This is a genomic window from uncultured Tateyamaria sp., assembly GCF_947503045.1.
Taxonomy (GTDB): Bacteria; Pseudomonadota; Alphaproteobacteria; order Rhodobacterales; family Rhodobacteraceae; genus Tateyamaria.
The window spans coordinates 718,596-740,160 of the sequence record NZ_CANNCF010000002.1 but is presented as its reverse complement, the minus strand read 5'-3'; the positions used below and the strand labels follow the sequence as shown (position 1 = coordinate 740,160).

Below are 21,565 nucleotides of genomic sequence, written 5' to 3'. Positions count from 1 at the left end.
CAAAAGCATCGGGAAATATGGTGCCCAGAAGAGGACTCGAACCTCCACGACCTTGCGGTCACTGGCACCTGAAGCCAGCGCGTCTACCAATTCCGCCATCTGGGCACGGGTTGGTAGACGGGCGTTTAAGCGCAGTGATGCAAGGTGTCAATCCGATTCTGGTGCTGTGTGTGTGGCAGTGTTCGGGAGCCTCCGGCGGGGATTTTTTCGAAACGGAGAAGGACGGACGCAGCGCGCCAATTTGGCGTCTTGTCTGGATAGCTGCGGGTGGGTAGACCGTTGGGTGAACGAAAACGCGAGGAGCGGGTCATGTCCAAGCTGGTCACCATCTATGGCGGGTCGGGGTTTGTCGGACGGTATATCGCGCGCCGGATGGCCAAGGCAGGCTGGCGGGTGCGGGTCGCCGTGCGCCGCCCGAACGAGGCGATCTTTGTCAAACCTTACGGCGTCGTTGGGCAGGTCGAGCCGGTGCTGTGCAACATCCGCGATGACGCGTCGGTGGCGCAGGTCATGCAGGGTGCAGATGCGGTGGTGAACTGCGTTGGTATTCTGGCCAAGGACGGCAAAAACACCTTTGAAACCGTTCAGGCCGAGGGTGCCGTTCGCGTGGCCCGTCTGGCCGCCAAGCAGGGCGTGGCCCGGATGGTGCATATCTCGGCCATTGGGGCGGATGTGGTCAGCGACAGCGACTATGCCCGCACCAAGGGTGAGGGTGAGGCTGGCGTACTTGCCCATATGCCCGATGCGGTGATCCTGCGTCCATCGATTGTGTTCGGGGCCGAAGACGGGTTCTTTAACCGCTTTGCGGGCATGACGCGCATGGGTCCGGTGCTGCCTGTTGTCGGCGCGGACACGCTGTTTCAACCTGTATATGTGGACGATGTGGCCAAGGCGGCCGAGGTGGCGCTGACCCGTGATGTTACACCCGGCGTCTATGAATTGGGCGGGCCTGACGTCAAAACCTTCCGCGAGCTGATGGACATGATGCTGCACGTCATTCGCCGCCGTCGCCCGGTGCTGAACATCCCGTTCTTTGCCGCCAATATCATGGCCTTTGGTCTTGAGGTCGGGCAGGCTCTGTCGCTTGGCCTCGTCCGTGCTCAGATCACCCGCGATCAGGTGCGCAACCTGCGCCGCGACAACGTGGTGAGTGAGGGGGCCAAGGGCTTTGCGGATATGGGGATCGAGCCTGTGGCGATGGAGTCTGTATTGCCCGACTATCTGTGGCGATTCCGCCCCTCGGGTCAGTATGACGCGATCAAGGAAAGCGCCAAGAACCTGCGCGCCTAGGCATAGGCCCAGATCAGCAGGCCAAGGCCGAGGATCACCCGGTAAATCACGTATGGGGTAAAGCTGACGCTGCGCAGCAGGCGCATCATCAGAACCAGTGCGCCAAGGGCCGCGACAAAGGCGAAGGCCGCGGCGATACTGGCGTCCCGTGCCAGGGCCCAGTTGGTTTGTCCAATGACATCAAGGCTTAAGATCGCGCCCGAAGCGAGGATGACCGGGATCGACATCAGCATGGACAGCTTGGCCGCCCCCTCGCGCCCATAGCCCAGTTGTCGTGCGGCGGTGATCGTGATGCCCGAACGGGACGTGCCGGGGATCAGGGCGAGGCATTGGGCCAGACCCATGAGGGCCGCGTGTTTAAGCGTCCAGTCGCCTGCGTTGCGTGTGGTGGCACCGAAGCGGTCAGCCCAGTAGAGGACAAGGCCAAAGACCAGCATTGTCCAGCCGATCAGGGCGACCGAGCGCATGGCTTCGTCCAGCCCTGTGACCCTGATGGCGTGGCCGACAATCAGGGCAGGGATGGTCGCGATGATCAGGCAAAGTGCAAGGAACGCGCCCGGCGTGTCGATGCGCCCCCGCACAAGGCGGGTGAGCCCACCGGCGGCAATCCGCACATCGGAGCGGAAATAGAGAACGACGGCCAAAAGAGTGCCCACATGCACGGCGACATCAATGGCGAGACCCTGATCTGGTGTGCCGGTCAGTGCGGGCAACAAGATGAGGTGCCCTGACGAGGACACGGGCAGGAACTCGGTCACGCCTTGAATAATGGCCACTACCAAAAGTTGAAAAAGAGTCATGGCCTGCGCACCCTTGTGATAGGGTCTGTGTACAAGCCGATGATTCTGAACGCAAATGGCCATAAAGGTCCGTATCGGACCTAAAAAGGCGAGATTTGCGCGCTGGGCGGTGCGTTCCCGCCAAATAATCTCTTATTAGGTCAGCATCGCTGCCTTTTATTCCCTCTTCAGATCATTTATTCCGCGCAAACCAATCCAAGACTGGCGGGAGGGACCCATGGCTGAGCAGCCCATGCTGAAATTTACCAAGATCGAACGCGACATGCCCGAAAAGCGTGACGCAGAGATACGCCGTGCGGATTTCAACGAGATTTATGCGGAGTACGCTGCGGCCAAGGCCGAAGAGCAGGCAAGCCGCTGTTCGCAATGCGGGGTGCCCTATTGTCAGTCCCATTGCCCGCTGCACAACAACATCCCCGACTGGCTGCGCCTGACCGCCGAAGGGCGCCTGCAAGAGGCCTATGAGGTCAGTCAGGCCACCAATACGTTTCCCGAAATCTGTGGCCGCATCTGCCCGCAGGACCGCCTGTGCGAGGGCAATTGCGTCATCGAACAGTCCGGCCACGGCACCGTCACCATCGGGTCGGTCGAGAAATACATCACCGACACAGCATGGGAAAAGGGCTGGGTGCAGCCCATCAAGCCCGCCACCGAGCGCGCTGAATCCGTGGCGATCATCGGCGCGGGCCCCGGTGGTCTGGCCGCCGCAGATGTGCTGCGCCGGGCTGGCGTGCAGGTCACCGTCTATGACCGCTATGACCGCGCGGGCGGGTTGCTGACCTATGGCATCCCCGGCTTCAAGCTGGAAAAGGACGTAGTGATGCGCCGCAATGCACAGCTTGAAGAGGGCGGTGTGAATTTCGTGCTGAACTGCGATGTGGATGCGGACATTTTTGCCTCGATCCGGGCCGAACATGATGCGGTGATCATCGCCACGGGCGTCTACAAATCCCGCGACCTGACGCTGCATGGGTCGCAAGCGCAGGGCATTGAAAAGGCAATTGATTTTCTGACCGCCAGCAACCGCAAAAGCTTTGGCGACGCGGTCGAGGAGTTCGATAGCGGGCGCTACAATGCCGAAGGCAAGCGTGTGGTGGTGATCGGTGGCGGCGATACGGCGATGGACTGCGTGCGCACGTCGATCCGGCAGGGCGCGACCTCGGTCAAATGTCTTTACCGCCGGGACCGCGCCAACATGCCGGGCAGCCAGCGCGAAGTTCAAAATGCTGAAGAAGAAGGCGTGGTGTTCGAGTGGCTGAGCGCGCCCAAGGGCTTTGTCACTGACCTTGCCGTTGCGGATGCGGACAACCCTGCGGACCCTGCGGGCCGGGTCACAGGTGTCACGGTGCAAAAGATGCGCCTTGGCGCGCCGGATGCGACAGGCCGTCAGGCCCCCGAGGTGATCGAGGGCGCGGATTACGTCGAACAGGCGGACCTCGTGATCAAGGCGCTGGGCTTTGAGCCCGAGGCGTTGCCGACCTTGTGGGACCAGCCCGAGTTGGAGGTGACCCGCTGGGGCACGATCAAGGCGGCCTTTACCACTGGGCAGACGCAAATGGACGGTGTTTATGCGGTGGGTGACATCGTGCGCGGCGCGAGCCTGGTTGTCTGGGCCATCCGCGACGGGCGAGACTGTGCCGAGGCGATTTTGCAAGGGTTCAGCGCGGCGGCGATTGCGGCAGAATAGGCTCTGAATCGCGGTACACCGGGCGTGCACCACCTGTGCACACAGTGTGCACCGAAATGTGCATACGCGTTTGGAACCGGGAAAGGACAGGTCAGCGCTGCTGACTGAAAGGGAGAGTTGAAATGGACAAGTCGGGAGGATGCCTGTGCGGAGCCGTGCGCTTTGACGCCGTAAATGTGCCCGGCACTTTTGGCATCTGTCATTGTCCCATGTGCCGCCGCTGGACCGGATCGGCACTGATCGAGGTCAGCATTGCATCCGAGGACATCACCTGGACCGGGGCCGAACATATCGCGACCCGCGCCAACAGCGAGTGGGCCGAGCGTGGTTGGTGTCGCGAATGCGGCACGGGCCTGTTTTTCCGTCAGACCAAACCCGGAAAATGGTTTGGGGCAACCGATCTGCCGCTTGGGATTTTCGATGATCCGAACGGGTTCACCATCAGCCATGAAATCTATGTGGATCAGGTGCCCGATGGTCTGGCCTGCGTCGGCACCGATCACAAGCGCCTGACCCGCGCCGATGTGCTGGCGCTGAACCCCGATCTTGAGGACGACGCATGAGGTTGCTTGTGATCCTGTGCGCCGTTCTGGCGACGCCCGCCGTTGCGCAGGATGGCAGTCGTTTCTATCCGCCCGAAGGCTGCACGCCGGAACTGACCGTGCAGTCGCGCGGCTGTTCGGTGTCCAATATCTATATCTGTTCCGTGGATCAGCCCGGCGAAAACTGGCGCATCGAATTTGATGTGGATGGACCCACGTTCCTGTCCAAGATCGACAGCGAAACGCAGTGGCTGGAAAGCTATGATCTGTTCCCCACCTACCGCGAGGTGCTGGTGCAGCCTGCCACCGACCCGGCCAGCCTGACCGAGTTGCTGGAAACCGGCACCGACAGTTACGATTTCACCCAGCATGGCGATTCCGGCCCCGTGCGTGTTGTCGGCTATGACCGTCTGACCGGCGAAGAGGTGGTGATCGATGGTGAGCCGCTGCTGGTGACCGAGTTCAGCGCCCGTCACGAGACCACCGACGGTGTGGTGCTGGAAATTACCGGCAATGAATATGTGTCGGTCCGCCACCGCCGCTTTATCTCGGGCACCTATTCCGGCACCGGCATCAACGGCACATTCGAAAATGACGGAACACCCGTGGACTTCATCTATCCGGGCGAGCCCGGCTTTTTCACCAAGACCCCGCTTTACGACTGCGAGTCCTCGCTGGCCCGCTTTGTCCCGACTTTGAAAGGATATGACCAATGACCAAATATGATGCCGAATGGGTGGCCCGCGAGGAAGCCAAGCGCGCGTTTATGGCCGAACAGGGTCTGTATTCCGAAAGTGAAGAGCACAGCTCATGCGGGGTTGGCCTTGTGGTCAATGTCGATGGCTCCAAAAGCCGGGCGGTGGTGGAAAACGGGATCAAGGCCCTCAAGGCGATCTGGCACCGTGGAGCCGTGGACGCTGATGGCAAGACCGGCGACGGCGCGGGCATTCACCTGCAGATCCCCGTGTCGTTCTTTTACGACCAGATCCAGCGCACTGGCCACACGCCCAACCGCGACCGGCTGATGGCTGTGGGGCAGGTATTTCTGCCCCGCACGGATTTCGGCGCGCAAGAGACCTGCCGGACCATCGTCGAGACCGAAGTGCTGCGCATGGGTTATTACATCTATGGCTGGCGCCATGTGCCGGTGAACATCGCCTGTCTGGGCGAAAAGGCCAACGCGACCCGCCCCGAGATCGAGCAGATTTTGATCAGCAATTCCAAGGGTGTGGACGAAGAGACCTTTGAGCGCGAGTTGTACGTGATCCGGCGCCGCATCGAAAAGGCGGCGCTGGCGGCACAGGTGCCGTCGCTTTATATTGCGTCGCTGTCCTGCCGGTCGATCATTTACAAAGGCATGATGCTGGCGGAACAGGTGGCCGAGTTCTATCCCGACCTGATGGATGAGCGGTTCGTCAGCGCCTTTGCGATCTATCACCAGCGCTATTCCACCAACACCTTTCCGCAGTGGTGGCTGGCCCAACCCTTCCGCATGCTGGCCCATAATGGCGAGATCAACACGCTCAAGGGCAACCTCAACTGGATGAAGTCCCACGAGATCCGCATGGCGTCCGGCACCTTTGGCGAGATGGCCGAGGATATCAAACCCATTGTCGCCTCCGGCTCGTCCGACAGTGCGGCGCTGGATGCGGTGTTCGAGGTACTGGTGCGTGCCGGTCGCAATGCGCCGATGGCCAAGACGATGCTGGTGCCGGAATCCTGGTCCAAACAGGCGGTCGAGCTGCCCGAGGCGTGGCGCGATATGTATTCCTATTGCAACTCGGTGATGGAGCCCTGGGACGGGCCTGCCGCCTTGGCGATGACCGACGGGCGCTGGGTCTGCGCCGGTCTGGACCGGAACGGGCTGCGCCCGATGCGCTATGTGGTGACGCGTGATGGGATGGTCATTGCGGGGTCGGAAACCGGGATGGTGCCGCAGGACGAGGCCAATGTGATCGAAAAGGGGGCGCTGGGCCCCGGGCAGTTGCTGGCGGTCGATATGGCCGAGGGCAAGATGTATCACGACACCGAAATCAAGAACCGGTTGGCGGCCAGCCAGCCCTTTGGTGACTGGGTCGGCAAGATCAAGGAGCTGGAGCCTGCCATCGCCGGTGCGACGGAAAAACCGCTGTTCACAGGCGAGGAACTGCGTCGTCGTCAGATCGCGGCGGGCTATTCCGTGGAAGAGCTGGAACAGATTCTTGCGCCCATGGCCGAAGATGCCAAGGAGGCGCTGGCGTCGATGGGGGATGACACGCCTAGCGCTGTTCTGTCCAAGAAATACCGGCCCCTGTCGCATTTCTTCCGGCAGAATTTCTCTCAGGTGACGAACCCGCCGATTGATTCCTTGCGTGAATTCCGGGTGATGAGCCTGAAAACGCGGTTCGGCAACCTCAAGAACGTGCTGGACGAAAGCAGTGCCCAGACCGAGATCATCACGCTGGACAGCCCCTTTGTCGGCAACGCGCAATGGGAAGAAATCAGTGAACATTTCAACGCCGAACTGGTCGAGATCGACTGTACATTCGAGCGCGGCGAATTTGCGCTGAACATGGGTCTGGCCCGTATCCGCGACGAGGTTGAGGATGCCGTGCGTTCGGGCGCCGGGCATATCGTGCTGACCGATCAGCATTCGAACACGGACAAGGTCGCGATGCCGATGATCCTGGCCACAAGTGCCGTGCACAGCCATCTGATCCGCAAGGGTCTGCGCACCTTCTGTTCGCTGAACGTGCGCTCAGCTGAGTGTATCGATCCGCATTACTTTGCCGTTCTGATCGGATGCGGGGCGACGGTGGTCAACGCCTACCTCGCCGAGGATTCGCTGGCGGATCGCATTGATCGCGGCCTGCTCGACGGCACCTTGACCGAGGCCGTGGCCCGCTATCGTAATGCGATTGATCAGGGTCTGCTCAAGATCATGGCCAAGATGGGCATTTCGGTTGTGTCCTCGTATCGTGGGGGTCTGAATTTCGAGGCGGTGGGCCTGTCCCGCGCGATGTGCGCCGAGTATTTCCCCGGCATGACCAGCCGCATCAGCGGCATCGGGGTCACGGGTATTCAGTCCAAAGCGGAACAGATCCATGAGCTGGGCTGGAATGGTACCAACGTGCTGCCCATCGGCGGGTTCTACAAGGCGCGCCAGTCGGGCGAGACCCATGCGTGGGAGGCGACCAGCATGCACATGCTGCAAACCGCCTGCAACAATGCGTCCTATGCGATGTGGAAGCAGTATTCGGCCAAGATGCGCTCGGCCCCGCCGATCCATTTGCGTGATTTGTTGGACATCAAGCCGCTGGGTGCGCCCATTCCGCTGGAAGAGGTGGAAAGCATCACCTCGATCCGCAAACGCTTTGTCACGCCCGGCATGTCGCTGGGGGCGCTGAGCCCCGAGGCGCACAAGACGCTGAACGTGGCGATGAACCGGATCGGGGCCAAGTCGGATTCCGGTGAGGGCGGCGAAGACCCGGCCCATTTCCTGCCCGAACCCAATGGTGACAATCCGTCGGCCAAGATCAAGCAGGTGGCCTCCGGTCGTTTTGGTGTGACCGCCGAGTACCTGAATCAGTGTGAAGAGCTGGAGATCAAGGTCGCCCAGGGCGCCAAGCCCGGTGAGGGTGGGCAGTTGCCCGGCATGAAGGTCACCGACCTGATTGCCCGTTTGCGCCATTCGACCAAGGGTGTGACCCTGATCTCGCCCCCGCCGCACCATGACATCTATTCCATCGAGGATCTGGCGCAGCTGATCTATGATCTCAAGCAGATCAATCCGCGCTGCAAGGTGACGGTGAAGCTGGTGGCCTCCAGCGGTGTCGGCACAATTGCCGCCGGTGTGGCCAAGGCCAAGGCTGATGTGATCCTGATTTCGGGCCACAATGGCGGCACCGGGGCCTCGCCCGCGACCTCGATCAAATATGCGGGTCTGCCATGGGAGATGGGCCTGACCGAGGCGCATCAGGTGCTCAGCATGAACAACCTGCGCGAACGCGTGACGCTGCGCACCGATGGTGGTCTGCGCACGGGCCGTGACATCGTCATGGCGGCGATGCTGGGGGCCGAGGAATATGGCATCGGCACCGCTGCGCTGATCGCGATGGGCTGCATCATGGTCCGCCAGTGCCAGTCCAACACCTGCCCTGTGGGCGTGTGTACGCAGGACGAGGCGCTGCGCGACAAGTTCACCGGCAACGCGGACAAGGTGGTGAACCTTATCACCTTCTATGCCAGCGAAGTGCGTGAATTGCTGGCCGAGATCGGGGCGCGCAGCCTTGATGACGTGATCGGCCGCGCGGACCTGTTGGCGCAGGTGTCACGTGGGTCTGCGCATCTGGATGACCTCGACCTCAACCCACTTTTGATCACTGTCGATGGGGCGGCGGACATCGTTTATAACCGCGACAAGGACCGCAATGCGGTGCCCGACACGCTGGATGCACAGATCGTGCGCGATGCGGCGCGGTTCCTTGAGGATGGTGAAAAGATGCAGCTGTCTTATGCGGTGCAGAACACGCACCGGACCGTTGGCACCCGCACCAGCAGCCATATCGTGCGCAAGTTCGGGATGCGCAACACGCTGCAACCCGACCACCTGACGGTCAAGCTGACCGGGTCGGCGGGCCAGTCTCTGGGCGCATTTGCAGCCCCAGGCCTCAAGCTGGAAGTGTCGGGAGATGCCAATGACTATGTGGGCAAGGGCCTGTCGGGTGGCACCATCGTTGTGCGTCCGCCCATGGCCTCGCCCATCGTGGCGGCGGAAAACACGATCATCGGCAACACGGTCCTATATGGGGCGACGGACGGTTTCCTGTTTGCCGCCGGACGCGCGGGCGAGCGTTTCGCCGTGCGCAATTCGGGTGCGAGTGTGGTGATCGAGGGTTGCGGCAGCAACGGGTGTGAGTACATGACCGGCGGTGTGGCCGTCATTCTGGGCGAGATCGGTGCCAATTTCGGGGCCGGCATGACGGGCGGTATGGCCTATCTGTACGATCCTGATGGCGTGGCGATGGACCTGATGAACATGGAAACGCTGGTGGCCTGCCCGGTCACCGTCCTGCACTGGATGAACCAGCTCGAAGAGCTGCTGGAGCGCCATCTGCGCGAAACCGGCAGCGCCAAGGCCGCCGACATTCTGCAGCATTGGGACAGCGAACAGCACCATTTCCTGCAGGTTTGTCCCAAGGAAATGCTGGTGCATCTGCCCGCACCTCTGAGCCTTGAAAAAGGGGCCATTCCGGCGGAATGATCAGCCCTTGTCCGGCGAGGCGATCATTTTGGTCGCCTTGTCGCGGCTGCCCACATGGGTGTTCTCGGCCAGAATGTCGCTGACGCGGCTGGGCATCGTGCTCAGCTTGTTTGCGATCACGTGATCCGCGTCGCCGGACCATTTGAGGACCCAGACCAGGGCCGCGTCTGCTGCGTTCAGGACACGGAACTGCTGCGGCACGCTGCCGGGAATATGTGCTGTGGTAGGTTCAATCATCTCCAATCTCCGAAATGAGGAAAATATCTTCGGGTGGCGTGACGATAACAGAATCACCCACAAGCCGTGAGCGATTAACGCTTTGTAATTGATTAGAATTATTTTGGATTGCGGTGAAGTTTCCGTTTACGGGTGGCAACTGTCCGGGTCCGCCATATCTGTGGGACATGCGTTACCTCGTGATCCTGTTGTGTTTTCTGGCCGCGCCGCTTGGGGCGGAGCCGCTGCGGGTGCTGGCCATCGGGGACAGCATTCTCGCCTGGCACAAGTGGACGGGCCGCGACATCCCGTCGGTTATGGGAAACGTTCTGGGCGCCGAGGTGGAAAACGCCGCCGTCGCCGGGGCCCGGTTTTCCAACGCCTCGGCCTTTGGTCGTGCTGCGGGGTTTGACGTGCGCGCGCAGTTTCGCCGTGGTCCGTGGGATGTGGTGCTGATCAATGGCGGTGCGAATGATCTGCTGGCCGATTGCGGCTGCGGGGCCTGTGACACCGTGCTGGACGGGTTGCTGGCCCCTGATCTGACGGGCGAGGTGCCCGCCCTGCTGGCCGAAATCCTGAGCAGCGGTGCCAAGGTCGTCTGGATGGGATATTACGCCAGCCCCCGGTCGGGACCGTTTACCGGCTGCCGTCCCTATCTGGTGGAATATGACGCCCGCCTTGCGCGGCTGGCCAAGCAGACGCCGGGCCTGACCTTTATCGACAGTGAGGATGTGATCGATCCGGGCAATCGCCGCCAATTCGCCTTTGACGGCATCCATCCGTCACCCACTGGCGCGCGGCGGATCGGGACTTATCTGGCGCGGTCACTGAGCCACTAGCGCGCAATACCCTGTGGTTGAAATCGGAAAACACCGCGGCTACGCTCGGGTGGTATTCTGAGGTATTTTTTTGAACGCGCGGGGGGTCTGCCATGGCAGAGGATCCGGATGCCACGGCATCACAGCTTTCACCGGCCCAAACCCAATTCCTGAAGGATTTTCTGGGCTATGGCGGTGCTGCGTCCGGCGCGGATGGCTATGCCGCACCTTCTGCTGCGCTGATGCCGGTCTGGCGCGATGCGCGCGACAGTGTGGGCGAGCAGATCAATGCCCTTGAAAACGTACTGCGCGGCAGTGCGCTGCCCCTGTTTGAGGGGATCGCGGAAAAGGGTCTGAACGGCGTCACTTCGGGACAATTGACGGCGATGCAGGTCGCCTTGATCGAGTTGGACAAGGCCACGGGGCCTGCCCGCGCCGCAGCCATCAAGAAAACCGGGCAGGCTGTGTCAGAGATGCGCGGATTTCTGTCCAGCAACGATGTTCTGCCGCTGCTGGATGAAAACCCGATGGGCGTGTCGGTGAGCATCCGCAGCACGCTGGCCAGCGCGCTCGACAAGATCGAAAGCGGGCTTGTCACGGTGCGGGAGGTCTAGGCCATGTCAGGCAAACGCAAGGGCAAGGGCAACCGCTCCAATTGGACAAAGTTGCAGATCGAATGGGGGCAGGATGTTGCCCGCAAGGTCGGGTCCGACCCGTCGGTCGATCCCGGCATCGGAGATGACGATGCAGGCGAGGATTATCTGCGCGATGAACTGTTCAAAGATGTCCTGGGCCCGCATGCGACGGCCAACGACTTTTCCGGTATCGCCCCCCCGCCACATCCCGACGATCTGCACGAATTGGGCAATCAGCTGGACAAAATGCGCGGGATCATCATGAACATGTCCTTTCGCGAGCTTCAGGAGGCGGTCGTCTATGGCCGCTATCCGGGCGAATTGCTTTACGACTGGAAGGTGGATCAGGAAGAGATCACGCGAACTGTCGAAGAACGCCATGACGCCGCCGATACACTGCGCCTGCAACTTGAGGCGCTGGCCCTGCCCGACTTGGCGGCGGAGCATGAACTGGACGGGCTGGAGGTCTATGCCAAAGATCTCGACGATGCAGAAACCGCATTGGAAGACCTCCCCCTGCATGCTGATTCCGTAAAATTGGCCTCGCAGGCTGTCAGTCGGCTGACCCCCCTGCATGGCGAGATGGAAAAAGAAATCCTTCGCCTCGATGGAGCCTTCGACCGTATCATTCAGGAGGCGAAGGAGATCACGGAAGAAGGGGTTTTGAAGGATCAGAAGGCCCGCCTTGAAACGGCGCGCAGCGCGTTTGAAGACGCGACAGAGGGTGTCGCCACTCAAGAGAAGATCACCGAGGCCGAAAGGCTGCTGAAAGAGTTGGAAGATGTCGCGCTGGAGGTGACAACCGAGATCACCGAATACGGTGGTGCAGACGCGTTGAACGGGCTGTTGTCGAACCTGAAAATGGACATCGACACCTTTGAATCCTTTGAAGCCACGTTGGGGGGACGCGCGGCGTTTCAGAAGATCTCCAAGGCGTTCAAACCCGAGGACATCCTGACGCTGGCCGCCGGGATCGGGGCCGACAAGCTTGGCGATTTCCTGAACGGTTTTGGTGGTCCGGCGGAGGCGGTCAAAGCCATCACGGCGCTTGGCAGTCTTGAGAAATTCATCGCGCTGAGTAACCCCGGCGGTCTGACGGGGACCGAGGCGCTTGCGCTGGTCGACACGCTTGGCGGTGGATTTGTCGCCGAGTTGATGGGCGGGGCCAATGATCCGACCCAGGCCATCGCCGTCCAGACTGCGGTTGGCGGTGATGCCGAGGGGTTCAAGACGCTGGCGGCTGAAAGCGGGCTGGGTGCAAACCCCAAGGCCTTTGCCGCCCTTGTCACAACCGGTTGCGGCAACGACGCGACCGCGTTCGCAACCTTTTGCGCGGGATTCCAGGGTGAAGCGAATGACGAGGCCCGCGCCGACCTTAAGGGGTTGGTGGAGGATGGCGGGCTGGGCGCGGCACCCGAGGCGTTTGGCCATCTGGTGGCCGAGGTGGGCGTGGCGGACCCGGCATCGATGAAGGCTGTGGGTGTGGCCATGCGCGCGGATGCTGCCCGCGAGGGGCTGGAGGCGATGCTGACCAATGGCGGTCTGGCAGGCAGTGCCGAGGTCGATCCCAAATGTTTGGCGGCATTGTTCAAGAATGGGGCAGGCGGCAAACCTGCGTTGTCGCCGGATGATGATGCCACGTTCCAGGCCAAGGGGTTGGCCGATCTGTGTTCGAACCTTAAAAGTGCCGATTGCGACGAGTTGAACAAGATGATGACCGATGGTGGTTTGGGTCAGGCGCCGGATGCCCTTGGCCATCTGATCGGGGTTGGATGTGGCGGCAAGGGCGCGGATGCGAAAAAGCTGATCGCCTCCTTTGACAGTGATGACAAGCGCGAGGGCCTAGAGCGCATGTTGACCACCGGTGGCCTGGCCGGGGGCGTAGGCGTGAACCCGCGCTGTCTGGGCGAAATCCTCAAGAACGGTGCGGGGCCGGTGCCCCATCCCCCTGCGGCGGACGAGACGGTCCGGCGCACAAATGTACTGGCCGACCTGTGCGCGGGAATGGATGCAACCGCATGTGGCAATTTGAATGCGACCCTGACAACTGGCGGGCTGGGGGCCGAGCCCGAGGTGCTGAGCCATGTGCTGGGTCTGGGCTGTGATGGCGGAAAGCCGGTCAAACTCGCCGCCCTGACCGCCAAGCTGGGTGAGGGTGGCGGGGCCAACAATGACAAGCTGAAAAAGATGTTGGCCAATGGTGGGTTTGGCACGGTGGATGCGGGCGGCTTGGCCACGAACACGGACACCAAGTGCCTTGGCACCTTGCTGGGCACCGGCTGTGAAGGGTCCGTCGACGAGGCGGCCAATCTGCTGACCAACATGGGGGATGCGGATTTCACCCGGATGAAGGCGCTGATGACCACGGGCGATCTGGGACAGCATCCCGTGGTTCTGGGGCTGATGTACAAGGAAGGGTGTTGTGACGACCCTGACGATCCGGGCAATCACGCCAAGAACCCCGATGTCCTCAAGGGTATGATGGCCCAGTTTGCCGCACCTCACGGGACGGCTGCCGAGTTTCAGGACCTGCTGACCAATGGCGGCTTTACCGCTGGTGGTCATGAGGGGCGGTTGGGCAGCGTGATGCGCCATGCGGTCAAGAACGCGGCACCGCCCGCAGGCGATGGCAAACAGAACCCGGAGGCGCTCAAGCAGTTCCACACGGCCTTTAACGGCAACATGGCACAGCTGCCGGTGTTCATGAACGCGCTGGAAACCGCACCGGCCTGGGTGCTGGACCCGGCGGCGGGCAACCAGCCGGGCAAGGGTTTTGGCAATATCACCAAATCGCCCAAGCACCGGGGCGATGCCAGCGACCTCTTTCACGGGTGTATGGAGGATCTGCTGACGCGCGCCGGACAGGGCCAGCACGTCGCAGCGGGGCGGCCTGATCTTTCGCGTGATGAGCTGCTGCAAACGGTCGCCTCGTTCGAACATCAGCCGGTGACGCCGCCGCCCTATCAGGTTGTCGGCGCCCCGCCGCACAACAAGGACTTCAAGATCGATCACGTCGCCGAACGCCACAGTCGCAGTCACAGCAAGCAGGAGCTGGCGGATGGTGGTGCGAATTACGGCTTTACGACCTTTTATCCGCGGGGGACGGACGAGAACGTGATCAAGGCCAAAGCAGGTGAAGTCATTGGCAATATTCCGACCGCGAATGCACACAACTTCCGCCCCTTTGCGCAGCGCCCCCCGAACAACAAACGCAACCCACCGCAGGACAGGTATGACCTGCAGCATCAGGGTGTCGCGCTCTGGGGAGGGCAAGATTACAACAACCACTACGGTGGTGGCGGAGGGCTGGCGGACGCGTCGGGCATGGACCACTTTATCCGCTATCGGGCGGGTGGTGGCGGCGGCAATGTGCGGATCCCGCAGTTCTATCCCAAGGGTCCCCACGCCGAATTGTTGGAAGTGAACAATCAGGATATGCAGGCGTTGCAGGACGCGCTGCAATAAGCGAGGGAAAACATGATGTCCGAACCAGAGTTGAGCCTGTCGTTTTTCCTGCCGCCGAAAACCCATGTGCCTTTGGCCGACGTTGCTGCGGCCTTCAAGGCGACACCCGAAGCGTTTAAGGACGCCGAGGATCAAACCGGCGCGTTGGGCTTCAGATATGGTGACTTTGAAACGGACACGGGCGACATCCTGATCTATGGCGTTCCAGCCATTTGCCACGGGGCGCTGATCGACATGGCCGCCGGGGGCAAGTTCGAGACCTTTTCCAATGTGGGCGAGGGCAGCGTCACGATGGAGCGGATCGGGGACGAGATCGAGTTGGGCGGGGTGCATCGCACGCCCTCGCGCTTTCCTGCTGGTCCATTGGCGCGCGGGCTGTTTGCGCTGGGCGCCGAGTTTCGGCAGGTCGCGATGCAGATATGGCGAGAGGAAGGCGAGGTTCTGACCCGCCTCGAAGCGGTTGAAGAAACAGCGCGCGGCGTGGTCGACACGTTCTAGTTTTCAGTCGTTCTCTGCCGGATTAGAGCCAAAAAAAACATTGCATTTTCAGCCTTCGGGGAACGTTCTGCCCGGTGCCGCGTTGTATCGCGTCAACCACCCAAAGGCAGATACAGATGAACAAGATCACCGAAGAAGCCGCCCTACAGGAAGCCGAAGGATTGCCCCCAAAGCTCATTTTCGAGGTCATCCGCCGGGATGGTCAGGAAGAGCTGGAACGGCCCAACCGCTCCCTGATGTGGTCCGGGGTTGCGGCGGGCATCATGATCTCGCTCTCTGTGTTGGGCGAGGCCGTGTTCCGCACCTATCTGCCTGATGCCGCGTGGGCCTATCTGGTGGAAAACCTGGGTTACAGCCTTGGGTTTCTGGTCGTGATCCTTGGGCGGATGCAGCTGTTTACCGAAAACACGATCACCACGGTTCTGCCGGTGATGCAAGACCCGTCGGCGGCAATGTTCCAGCGCGCCGCCACCTTGTGGATTATCGTTTTGGCGGCCAATGTGGTTGGTGCTTTCATCGCCGCGGGCACCTTTGCCTATACCTCTGCCATTCCGGCCGACCTGCTGCCGGCCATCACCGAACTGTCCAAACATGCGACCGGTTTTGCCCCGCTTGAAGCCTTTCAGCGCGCGATCCCGGCGGGCATTCTGGTGGCCGCCATTGTCTGGATGCTGCCCCAGTCGGACGGGTTCGAGTTTTTCCTGATCCTGACCTTTACCTGGCTGATTGCCGCAGGTGATTTCACCCATATCGTGGCCGGATCGGTCGAAATGGCGTTCCTGCTGATCCAGGGGATGCTGTCGCCGTTTGATGCGCTGTTTCGCTTTTTCCTGCCAGTGTTTGTGGGCAACGTTCTGGGCGGCACGCTGATCTTTGCACTGTTGGCCTTTGGGCAGGTTCGGACGGAATTGCCCGACCCGTAACGACGTTCTGGGGAACCATTTGGCTGCTGGCGGGTTGGTTCGGCAAGACAACGAAATTATCAAAGGAAGTCTGACATGGAATATGCAGGTATCGGCGGTTTTATCCTTTTGGCCCTCAACGTGTGGGCCATCGTCTCGATCATCGGGTCCGGTGCGACAACCGGGTCCAAGGTCATCTGGACCCTTCTCGTGCTGGTGTTGCCGTTGGTTGGTTTCATCATCTGGCTGATCACGGGACCACGGGCCAACAAGCGTTTGGCCTAAAGATTTAGACAGTTTGGCAAGGGCGCGCGGGCACATGTCCGGGCGCCCTTGCACATAGAAGGGGCGGGCCAACATGGGACAGATGGATCAGGATATTTCAGTTGAGACGGCGCAGAACCGTTCTGTGTTCGGCGCGGAGCGCGGATCGGCGGACTGGATACGTGTCGGGACGGCCTGCATTGCGGCGCTGGCGATCATCGGCGTGTTCGCGGTGCTCAAGCAATCCAAGGACATTTTCGCCCCGGTGATCTCGGCCTTGATGATGGGCATCGTGCTGACGCCACTGTCGGATGTCATGGACCGCTGGCGCGTGCCGCCTGCCGTTTCGGCCCTGTTGTCCGTGCTGCTGGCCCTGTCTGCGATCCTGTTCCTGTTGTTGCTGATCGAACCTTACGTCACCCAGGCCATCAACCGCGCGCCGATCATCTGGTACGAGTTGCGCGGCACTATCGACCAGCTGAAAGGCATGTTGCGCGGCCTTGAACAGATGTCTGCGGATGTGGCTGACGCCATTGAGCCAAGCGCGAGCGGTGAGGAAAAAGAAAAGGTGTCGCTGCCATCCGTCACGGACGCGCTGTTTCTTGCCCCGCAATTTGCCGCGCAATTCATGATCTTTACCGGTACGCTTTATTTTTTCCTGTTGACGCGGGACGGGATCTATCGCTGGTTTGACGCCCGTTTCGACTGTTTCGGAGAGGTGCAGTTGCGCCACGCCGGAGAGCAGGTTGCCCGCTATGTTCTGACCATCACCGGCATCAATTTTGGTCTGGGCTGTCTGGTGGCGATTGCGATGTATCTGCTGGGAATGCCGACGCCGGTGTTCTGGGGCGTGCTGGCCTTTGTACTGAACTATGTGGTGTATCTTGGCCCCATCGCGCTGATCGCCACCCTCTTGGTGACTGGGATCGTGGTGTTTGATGGTCCGGCGAGCTTTATGCCCGCGCTTGTTTATTTCATGATGAACGCGACCGAAGCGCAGTTCGTCACCCCCGCGTTGGTCGGGCGGACCTTGTCGGTGAATCCGCTGCTTGTGTTCCTGTCGCTGGTGTTCTGGCTGTGGCTGTGGGGGCCGATCGGTGGGATCATCGCGTTGCCCTTGCTGATCTGGGGTCTGGCGGTGTTCGCAGCCGCGCAGGCTCAGGCCATTTCGTCGGGCACGCCAGGCAGGTTGTAACCCATATTGCGCGCGGGGCTGGTCAGGTAGGGCAGCAGGAATCCTGTGCGCTGTTCGGGCGGCAGGCTGGCGTTCTGGCGCGCCCGGTTGGACCATGCGGCACAGGCGGTGTCAGCTTCAAAAAACTCCGGCCTCGCATCCGTGCCCAGCCAGTGGGTGAAACAGCGGGTTTTCAGGTGGTCCACCTCGGCTTGAGTATCCGTCTGGACTCCGACTTCGGTGTCCCATGACAGACTGCGCCCGTTCAGGTTTGCCGAAGAGACGATGGCTGATCGGTCATCGAAGATCGACACTTTGGCATGCAGATACACGATGGGGGCGTCGAAATGCGTGGCCCGGCCATCGGGTTCTGCCGCGCGGGGCTGGGCGGGGGCGCCGATGAACAGGCGCGGGCCAAATGCCTTTTGGATAATCTCGATGGACGCGACCTGCAGGTGTTCGCCAAAGGCCGCATCGGGGCCGGGGGATTGGTCGAACGCGATCTCTTCGGGTGCTGCGGGCAGAATGAGGATCAGGGTCAGGTCGGGGTTTTCACGCGCGCGTCTGGCCAGTTGGCGTGCCAAGGTCTTGTCCCGGAAGAACTGGCTCTCCAGATAGATCAGCCGCTCGGACTGGGCGATTTGTACGGCGTGTTCTGTCGCCAGTTCGTTGACCGACGCCTTGGGCGACAGGGGCAGCCACGGCAGCTTGCGCCGGGCCGAGATCGTTCTGAGCAGGTGGCGCATGGGTTGCGGGCGCGTGCCATATGTGACCGCTTCGAAACTGCGCAGATGTGTGGCCGCCTCGCGGGCGATCGGGCCATCCACGAGCACTTGCGTGTCGTGCCACGTGTCCTTGGCCGCCCGGTTGTGATCGGGCGTATCATATCGGCGGTCATTCAGATCGAGCCCGCCTGCATAGAGCGTTTCGCCATCAAAGACCGCCAGTTTCTGGTGGTGCGTCACCGGTATAAGCGCGGGCGGTCGCAGGCGGGGGATCAGGTCCTGGCCGCGCCATTTCACCATGGGTTTCAGACCGGGCGCGCGGTCGAGGTAGTCCTGTTTGTCCAAAGGCGAGAGCTGGTTCACCGCGATCAGGTTGTTCCGGATTTCCCTGGTCGAGCGCGCCCAAAGGGCGAGGCGGGGCAGGATGCCGACACGTGCGGGATGCATCGAGGTGCGCACGCGCAACCGCTCGGGGTGGTTCGAGGCCTCGCCTGCGGCGATGAGGCCGCGCAGACATTCCCACGCGTAGGTATGCATCGAGGGGCGCACCACGGGGTCGAAATCGCTCAGGATCATTTCGATCTGCACACCGCGATTGAGGGTTGCGATGATCAGGTCAAACCATGTCTCGCCGATCTGGCGGGCCTGATCCGAGCGCAGGGTGGTCCATGGGTCAAAAACGCGGAACCCGGCAATGATGTCATGTTTGGCGGACATGAACTCGCCCTCAAGGGCCGGATAGGCCTCCTTCGCGGTCAACAGAACGTCAAAGCGACGCGCGGCCCCCATTGTCATCAATAATCCCGGGCGTCTTGTACAAAGTCCGCAATGGTGAACCGGATGGTCGTTGTGTAGCGGTCAGGCAGGACCTCGTTTTCCATTTGTCCGCCCAGCTGGATGGCAAAGGCGTTCATCAATTGCGCACCAAGGCCCGTGCTTTCCACCGTTTCGGATGCGCCCAAGGTGTTGGAGATCGTGAGTGTGCAGGCGGCGCCGTCCTGTTTCAGCGAGACATTGACGGCTGGTCGCTGTCCCTTCTTGTTGCCCACATATTTCATCACGTTGGTGACCGCCTCTGCGGTCAGCAGCGAAAGTGGTACAGCCTGATCGGGGAACAGAAGAACCGGGTCAATGTCGGTTTCCATGTCAATGGCACGGTAGGATGATATGGCCACCTCAAGCGAGTTTTCGACGATTTCGGACACCAGATTGCCGACATTCACCATTCCGCCCTGATCGGATTGGTAAAGGTCGCGGTGGATCGTGGCGAGGCTGAGCACGCGGTCCTGCAGGCGGGACAGAACGGACCGGGTCTCTTCGTGTTTGGCGGTGCGGATCTGCATGTTCATGATCGAAGAGATCAGTTGCAGGTTGTTCTTGACCCGGTGATGGACCTCTTTGATCAGCACATTCTTTTCGCGCAGGTTGTCCTCAAGCGCGGCCTCTTCGCGCAGAACGGTGTCTGTCATGCGCTCAAAATGGCCATAGAGATCGCTGATCTCGTTCGGGACGGGGCCCAGATCTTCGCTGACCTTGATGGTGCGGTCGCTGGCAAAGGCGTTCATGCGCATCCGCAGCTTGGTCAGGTGCCGCAGCACCAGCATGTAGATCGACAGCATCGCAACGCCCATGCTGGCAAACCACATCAGCACCGGGAACAGCCACGGGCGCACGGTTCCCACGACTTCACGCGCAAGCCCTGCATCGGTGCGCCAGACACCAAGGACCAGCGCCGGGCTGCCCTGGATCGGCACAACGGTATAGCGGCGCGGCGCGCCCGCCTGATTGACGCTTTGAAATGCCGTGTTGCTGGCGGTCAGAACCCGTTTGAGATCCGCCTCGGTTGGCAATTCCAGCACGGCCGCGTCCAATGCCGATCTGGCGGTCAGGACCTCGCCGTCGCGGTTGAGCGTGATCAGTTCCTCAAGGCCCAGTGCGGTAAAGCTGTCCGGCGTGTCTGGCAGCCGGGTGTGTGGGATCGAGATCGAGACAAAGCCCGCAAATTCGCCGCCGACCTCATAGGGTTCGGACACAATAAAGACTGACGTTGCGCTAAGCGGGGCACTGGTGTTGACCTCGATCGACGGGGACTGGTCCTGCACCCGTTCGGCAAAACCAGGAAAGGCGGAAAAGTCGTAATCCACCCCGCTGGAGGAGCAGGTCATCTGGCCCGAAATCGGGAGCACGCCGATAAAGCTGTAGCGCGGGTCGTTTTCCACGAAGCGCCCGAAATCCTCGGTGCACGAAGGAGGGTCGGCGATGTATTCCTCGGCCACGGTGGCAAAGACGCGGGCGGCGCCAAAGGCGCGTTCGATCAGCAACTCTTCGGCTTTGGCGGCGTCCGCGGTGATGGAGAGCAGGGCCAGTTCTGCGTTTCGCTCGGCCTTTCTGGCGACCTGATCGGTCTGGTAGACCGCCACCGCCCCAAGCGGAAACAAGGCAAGGGTCAGCAGGGTGACAATCAGCACCCGCAGACTGTTGTACCAGTATTCCTGACTCACGCAGGCAGTCCGGGGTTGCCGACCACGGCAATGGTCGCGGTGTCCGTCAATTCCAGCGCCTCGTCTTCATCAAGGTGCAGCAATTCGGTCAGTTTGGCGCGGGCGCGGTTCACGCGGCTCTTGATGGTTCCGGTGGCAACCCCACACATTTCGGCGGCCTCTTCGTAAGCAAAGCCCGAGGCCCCCACGAGGATCAGCGCCTCGCGCTGTTCGTCGGGCAACTGGCTGAGCGCTTGTTTGAAATCGGCCATCTGCAACCGGCCATCATGGTCCGGCTTGACCGACAGCGTGTCGGAAAAGACGTTTTCGACATCGGCGACTTCGCGGTTCAGCTTGCGGCGCGAAGAATAGAAATTGTTGCGCAGGATGGTGAACAGCCATGCGCGCATGTTGGTGCCGGCCTCGAACTTGTCCATGTTTGACCACGCCTTGAGCACGGTATCCTGCATCATGTCATCGGCGGTCGCACGGTTGCGCGTCAAACTGAGCGCAAAGGCGCGCAGAGCTGGCAAATGGGTCACCAACTCGTCCCTTGGATCAAGTTCGCTCATTTCTTTGCCTTCAACTCTTCGTCCTGCGCGCGCAGGACAGTCAGCAGATCCATGATCTGATCTGGCATCTCATCGGTTTCCAGTTCGGAAAAAACCTTTTTGAGGTTCTGGTCGATATACGCGTCTCTTCGCGCCTTCTGGGGGTCTTCCTTGCTTGCCATCTCGCACCCGCGCCTCAAGTTAAAAAATTGCACACTGAACGGGAACCAACCGTCATCCACCGCGTTTGGTTCCAAGAATAATGCAAAAAAGGTC

General features: G+C 61.0%; 18 protein-coding genes and 1 tRNA gene. 12 read left to right on the top strand and 7 right to left on the bottom strand.

The features are described 5' to 3' along the window. Positions 1-18: 18 nt before the first annotated feature. A tRNA-Leu gene (locus Q1A89_RS12045) sits at positions 19-105 on the bottom strand. Positions 106-309: 204 nt separating this feature from the next. Here Q1A89_RS12045 and Q1A89_RS12040 point away from each other — a divergent pair. After that, the gene (locus Q1A89_RS12040) at positions 310-1,290 is read left to right on the top strand and encodes a complex I NDUFA9 subunit family protein (protein ID WP_299728098.1); all 981 of its coding nucleotides are present in this window, start codon (positions 310-312) and stop codon (positions 1,288-1,290) included. Here Q1A89_RS12040 and Q1A89_RS12035 read toward each other — a convergent pair. Next, positions 1,287-2,090, bottom strand: coding sequence for an undecaprenyl-diphosphate phosphatase (locus Q1A89_RS12035; RefSeq protein ID WP_299728096.1), 804 nt, complete (start codon positions 2,088-2,090; stop codon positions 1,287-1,289). The two genes, Q1A89_RS12040 and Q1A89_RS12035, sit on opposite strands and share 4 nt — an antisense overlap. Before the next feature lie 217 nt (positions 2,091-2,307). Between Q1A89_RS12035 and Q1A89_RS12030 the strand changes: the two genes are divergently transcribed. The 4 genes from Q1A89_RS12030 to gltB all read left to right on the top strand — a co-directional run bounded on the left by Q1A89_RS12030 (position 2,308) and on the right by gltB (position 9,561). Beyond that, positions 2,308-3,777: an NAD(P)-dependent oxidoreductase gene (locus tag Q1A89_RS12030; protein ID WP_299728094.1), complete on the top strand. Its 1,470-nt coding sequence runs from the start codon at positions 2,308-2,310 to the stop codon at positions 3,775-3,777. Positions 3,778-3,899: 122 nt separating this feature from the next. After that, the gene (locus tag Q1A89_RS12025) at positions 3,900-4,340 is read left to right on the top strand and encodes a GFA family protein (protein WP_299728091.1); all 441 of its coding nucleotides are present in this window, start codon (positions 3,900-3,902) and stop codon (positions 4,338-4,340) included. Beyond that, positions 4,337-5,035, top strand: a complete 699-nt coding sequence (locus tag Q1A89_RS12020; protein ID WP_299728088.1) for a hypothetical protein — start codon at positions 4,337-4,339, stop codon at positions 5,033-5,035. Before Q1A89_RS12025 ends, Q1A89_RS12020 begins: the two co-directional genes overlap by 4 nt. Next, a complete protein-coding gene (gltB, locus tag Q1A89_RS12015) occupies positions 5,032-9,561 on the top strand; it encodes a glutamate synthase large subunit (RefSeq protein ID WP_299728085.1) in 4,530 nt (1,509 codons plus the stop codon). Before Q1A89_RS12020 ends, gltB begins: the two co-directional genes overlap by 4 nt. Here gltB and Q1A89_RS12010 read toward each other — a convergent pair whose 3' ends face one another. Continuing rightward, positions 9,562-9,798 carry a hypothetical protein gene (locus Q1A89_RS12010; RefSeq protein ID WP_299728082.1) on the bottom strand — a complete coding sequence of 79 codons (237 nt, stop codon included), beginning with the start codon at positions 9,796-9,798 and terminating at the stop codon, positions 9,562-9,564. It abuts the gene before it with no gap. 167 nt (positions 9,799-9,965) lie between these two features. On the opposite strand from Q1A89_RS12010, the gene Q1A89_RS12005 reads away from it, so the two are divergent. The 7 genes from Q1A89_RS12005 (at position 9,966) to Q1A89_RS11975 (ending at position 17,554) form a co-directional block, all read left to right on the top strand. After that, the gene (locus Q1A89_RS12005) at positions 9,966-10,616 is read left to right on the top strand and encodes an SGNH/GDSL hydrolase family protein (protein WP_299728079.1); all 651 of its coding nucleotides are present in this window, start codon (positions 9,966-9,968) and stop codon (positions 10,614-10,616) included. Between the two features lie 92 nt (positions 10,617-10,708). Next, positions 10,709-11,209 carry a hypothetical protein gene (locus tag Q1A89_RS12000; RefSeq protein WP_299728076.1) on the top strand — a complete coding sequence of 167 codons (501 nt, stop codon included), beginning with the start codon at positions 10,709-10,711 and terminating at the stop codon, positions 11,207-11,209. Between the two features lie 3 nt (positions 11,210-11,212). Continuing rightward, positions 11,213-14,695 (top strand): hypothetical protein, encoded by a 3,483-nt coding sequence (locus Q1A89_RS11995; RefSeq protein ID WP_299728073.1) that lies wholly within the window; start codon positions 11,213-11,215, stop codon positions 14,693-14,695. Positions 14,696-14,707: 12 nt separating this feature from the next. Beyond that, positions 14,708-15,193, top strand: a complete 486-nt coding sequence (locus Q1A89_RS11990) for a hypothetical protein (protein WP_299728070.1) — start codon at positions 14,708-14,710, stop codon at positions 15,191-15,193. Positions 15,194-15,309: 116 nt separating this feature from the next. Beyond that, positions 15,310-16,116 carry a formate/nitrite transporter family protein gene (locus tag Q1A89_RS11985; RefSeq protein WP_299728067.1) on the top strand — a complete coding sequence of 269 codons (807 nt, stop codon included), beginning with the start codon at positions 15,310-15,312 and terminating at the stop codon, positions 16,114-16,116. Positions 16,117-16,191: 75 nt separating this feature from the next. Continuing rightward, positions 16,192-16,380 carry a PLDc N-terminal domain-containing protein gene (locus Q1A89_RS11980; RefSeq protein WP_299728064.1) on the top strand — a complete coding sequence of 63 codons (189 nt, stop codon included), beginning with the start codon at positions 16,192-16,194 and terminating at the stop codon, positions 16,378-16,380. Between the two features lie 73 nt (positions 16,381-16,453). Further along, complete coding sequence (locus Q1A89_RS11975; RefSeq protein ID WP_299728061.1) at positions 16,454-17,554, top strand: AI-2E family transporter; 1,101 nt, start codon at positions 16,454-16,456, stop codon at positions 17,552-17,554. Here Q1A89_RS11975 and Q1A89_RS11970 read toward each other — a convergent pair. Genes Q1A89_RS11970 through Q1A89_RS11955 form a run of 4 tightly spaced genes read right to left on the bottom strand, consistent with a single transcriptional unit; the run spans position 17,518 to position 21,531 of the window. Then, the gene (locus Q1A89_RS11970) at positions 17,518-19,053 is read right to left on the bottom strand and encodes a phospholipase D-like domain-containing protein (protein ID WP_299728058.1); all 1,536 of its coding nucleotides are present in this window, start codon (positions 19,051-19,053) and stop codon (positions 17,518-17,520) included. The two genes, Q1A89_RS11975 and Q1A89_RS11970, sit on opposite strands and share 37 nt — an antisense overlap. Continuing rightward, the gene (locus Q1A89_RS11965) at positions 19,053-20,759 is read right to left on the bottom strand and encodes a sensor histidine kinase (protein WP_299728055.1); all 1,707 of its coding nucleotides are present in this window, start codon (positions 20,757-20,759) and stop codon (positions 19,053-19,055) included. The genes Q1A89_RS11970 and Q1A89_RS11965 overlap by 1 nt, the downstream gene beginning before the upstream one ends. Continuing rightward, positions 20,756-21,310: an RNA polymerase sigma factor gene (locus Q1A89_RS11960; RefSeq protein ID WP_299728052.1), complete on the bottom strand. Its 555-nt coding sequence runs from the start codon at positions 21,308-21,310 to the stop codon at positions 20,756-20,758. Before Q1A89_RS11960 ends, Q1A89_RS11965 begins: the two co-directional genes overlap by 4 nt. After that, on the bottom strand, positions 21,307-21,531 hold the full coding sequence (locus Q1A89_RS11955) for a NepR family anti-sigma factor (protein ID WP_299728050.1): 225 nt from the start codon (positions 21,529-21,531) through the stop codon (positions 21,307-21,309). Before Q1A89_RS11955 ends, Q1A89_RS11960 begins: the two co-directional genes overlap by 4 nt. Positions 21,532-21,565: the final 34 nt, after the last annotated feature.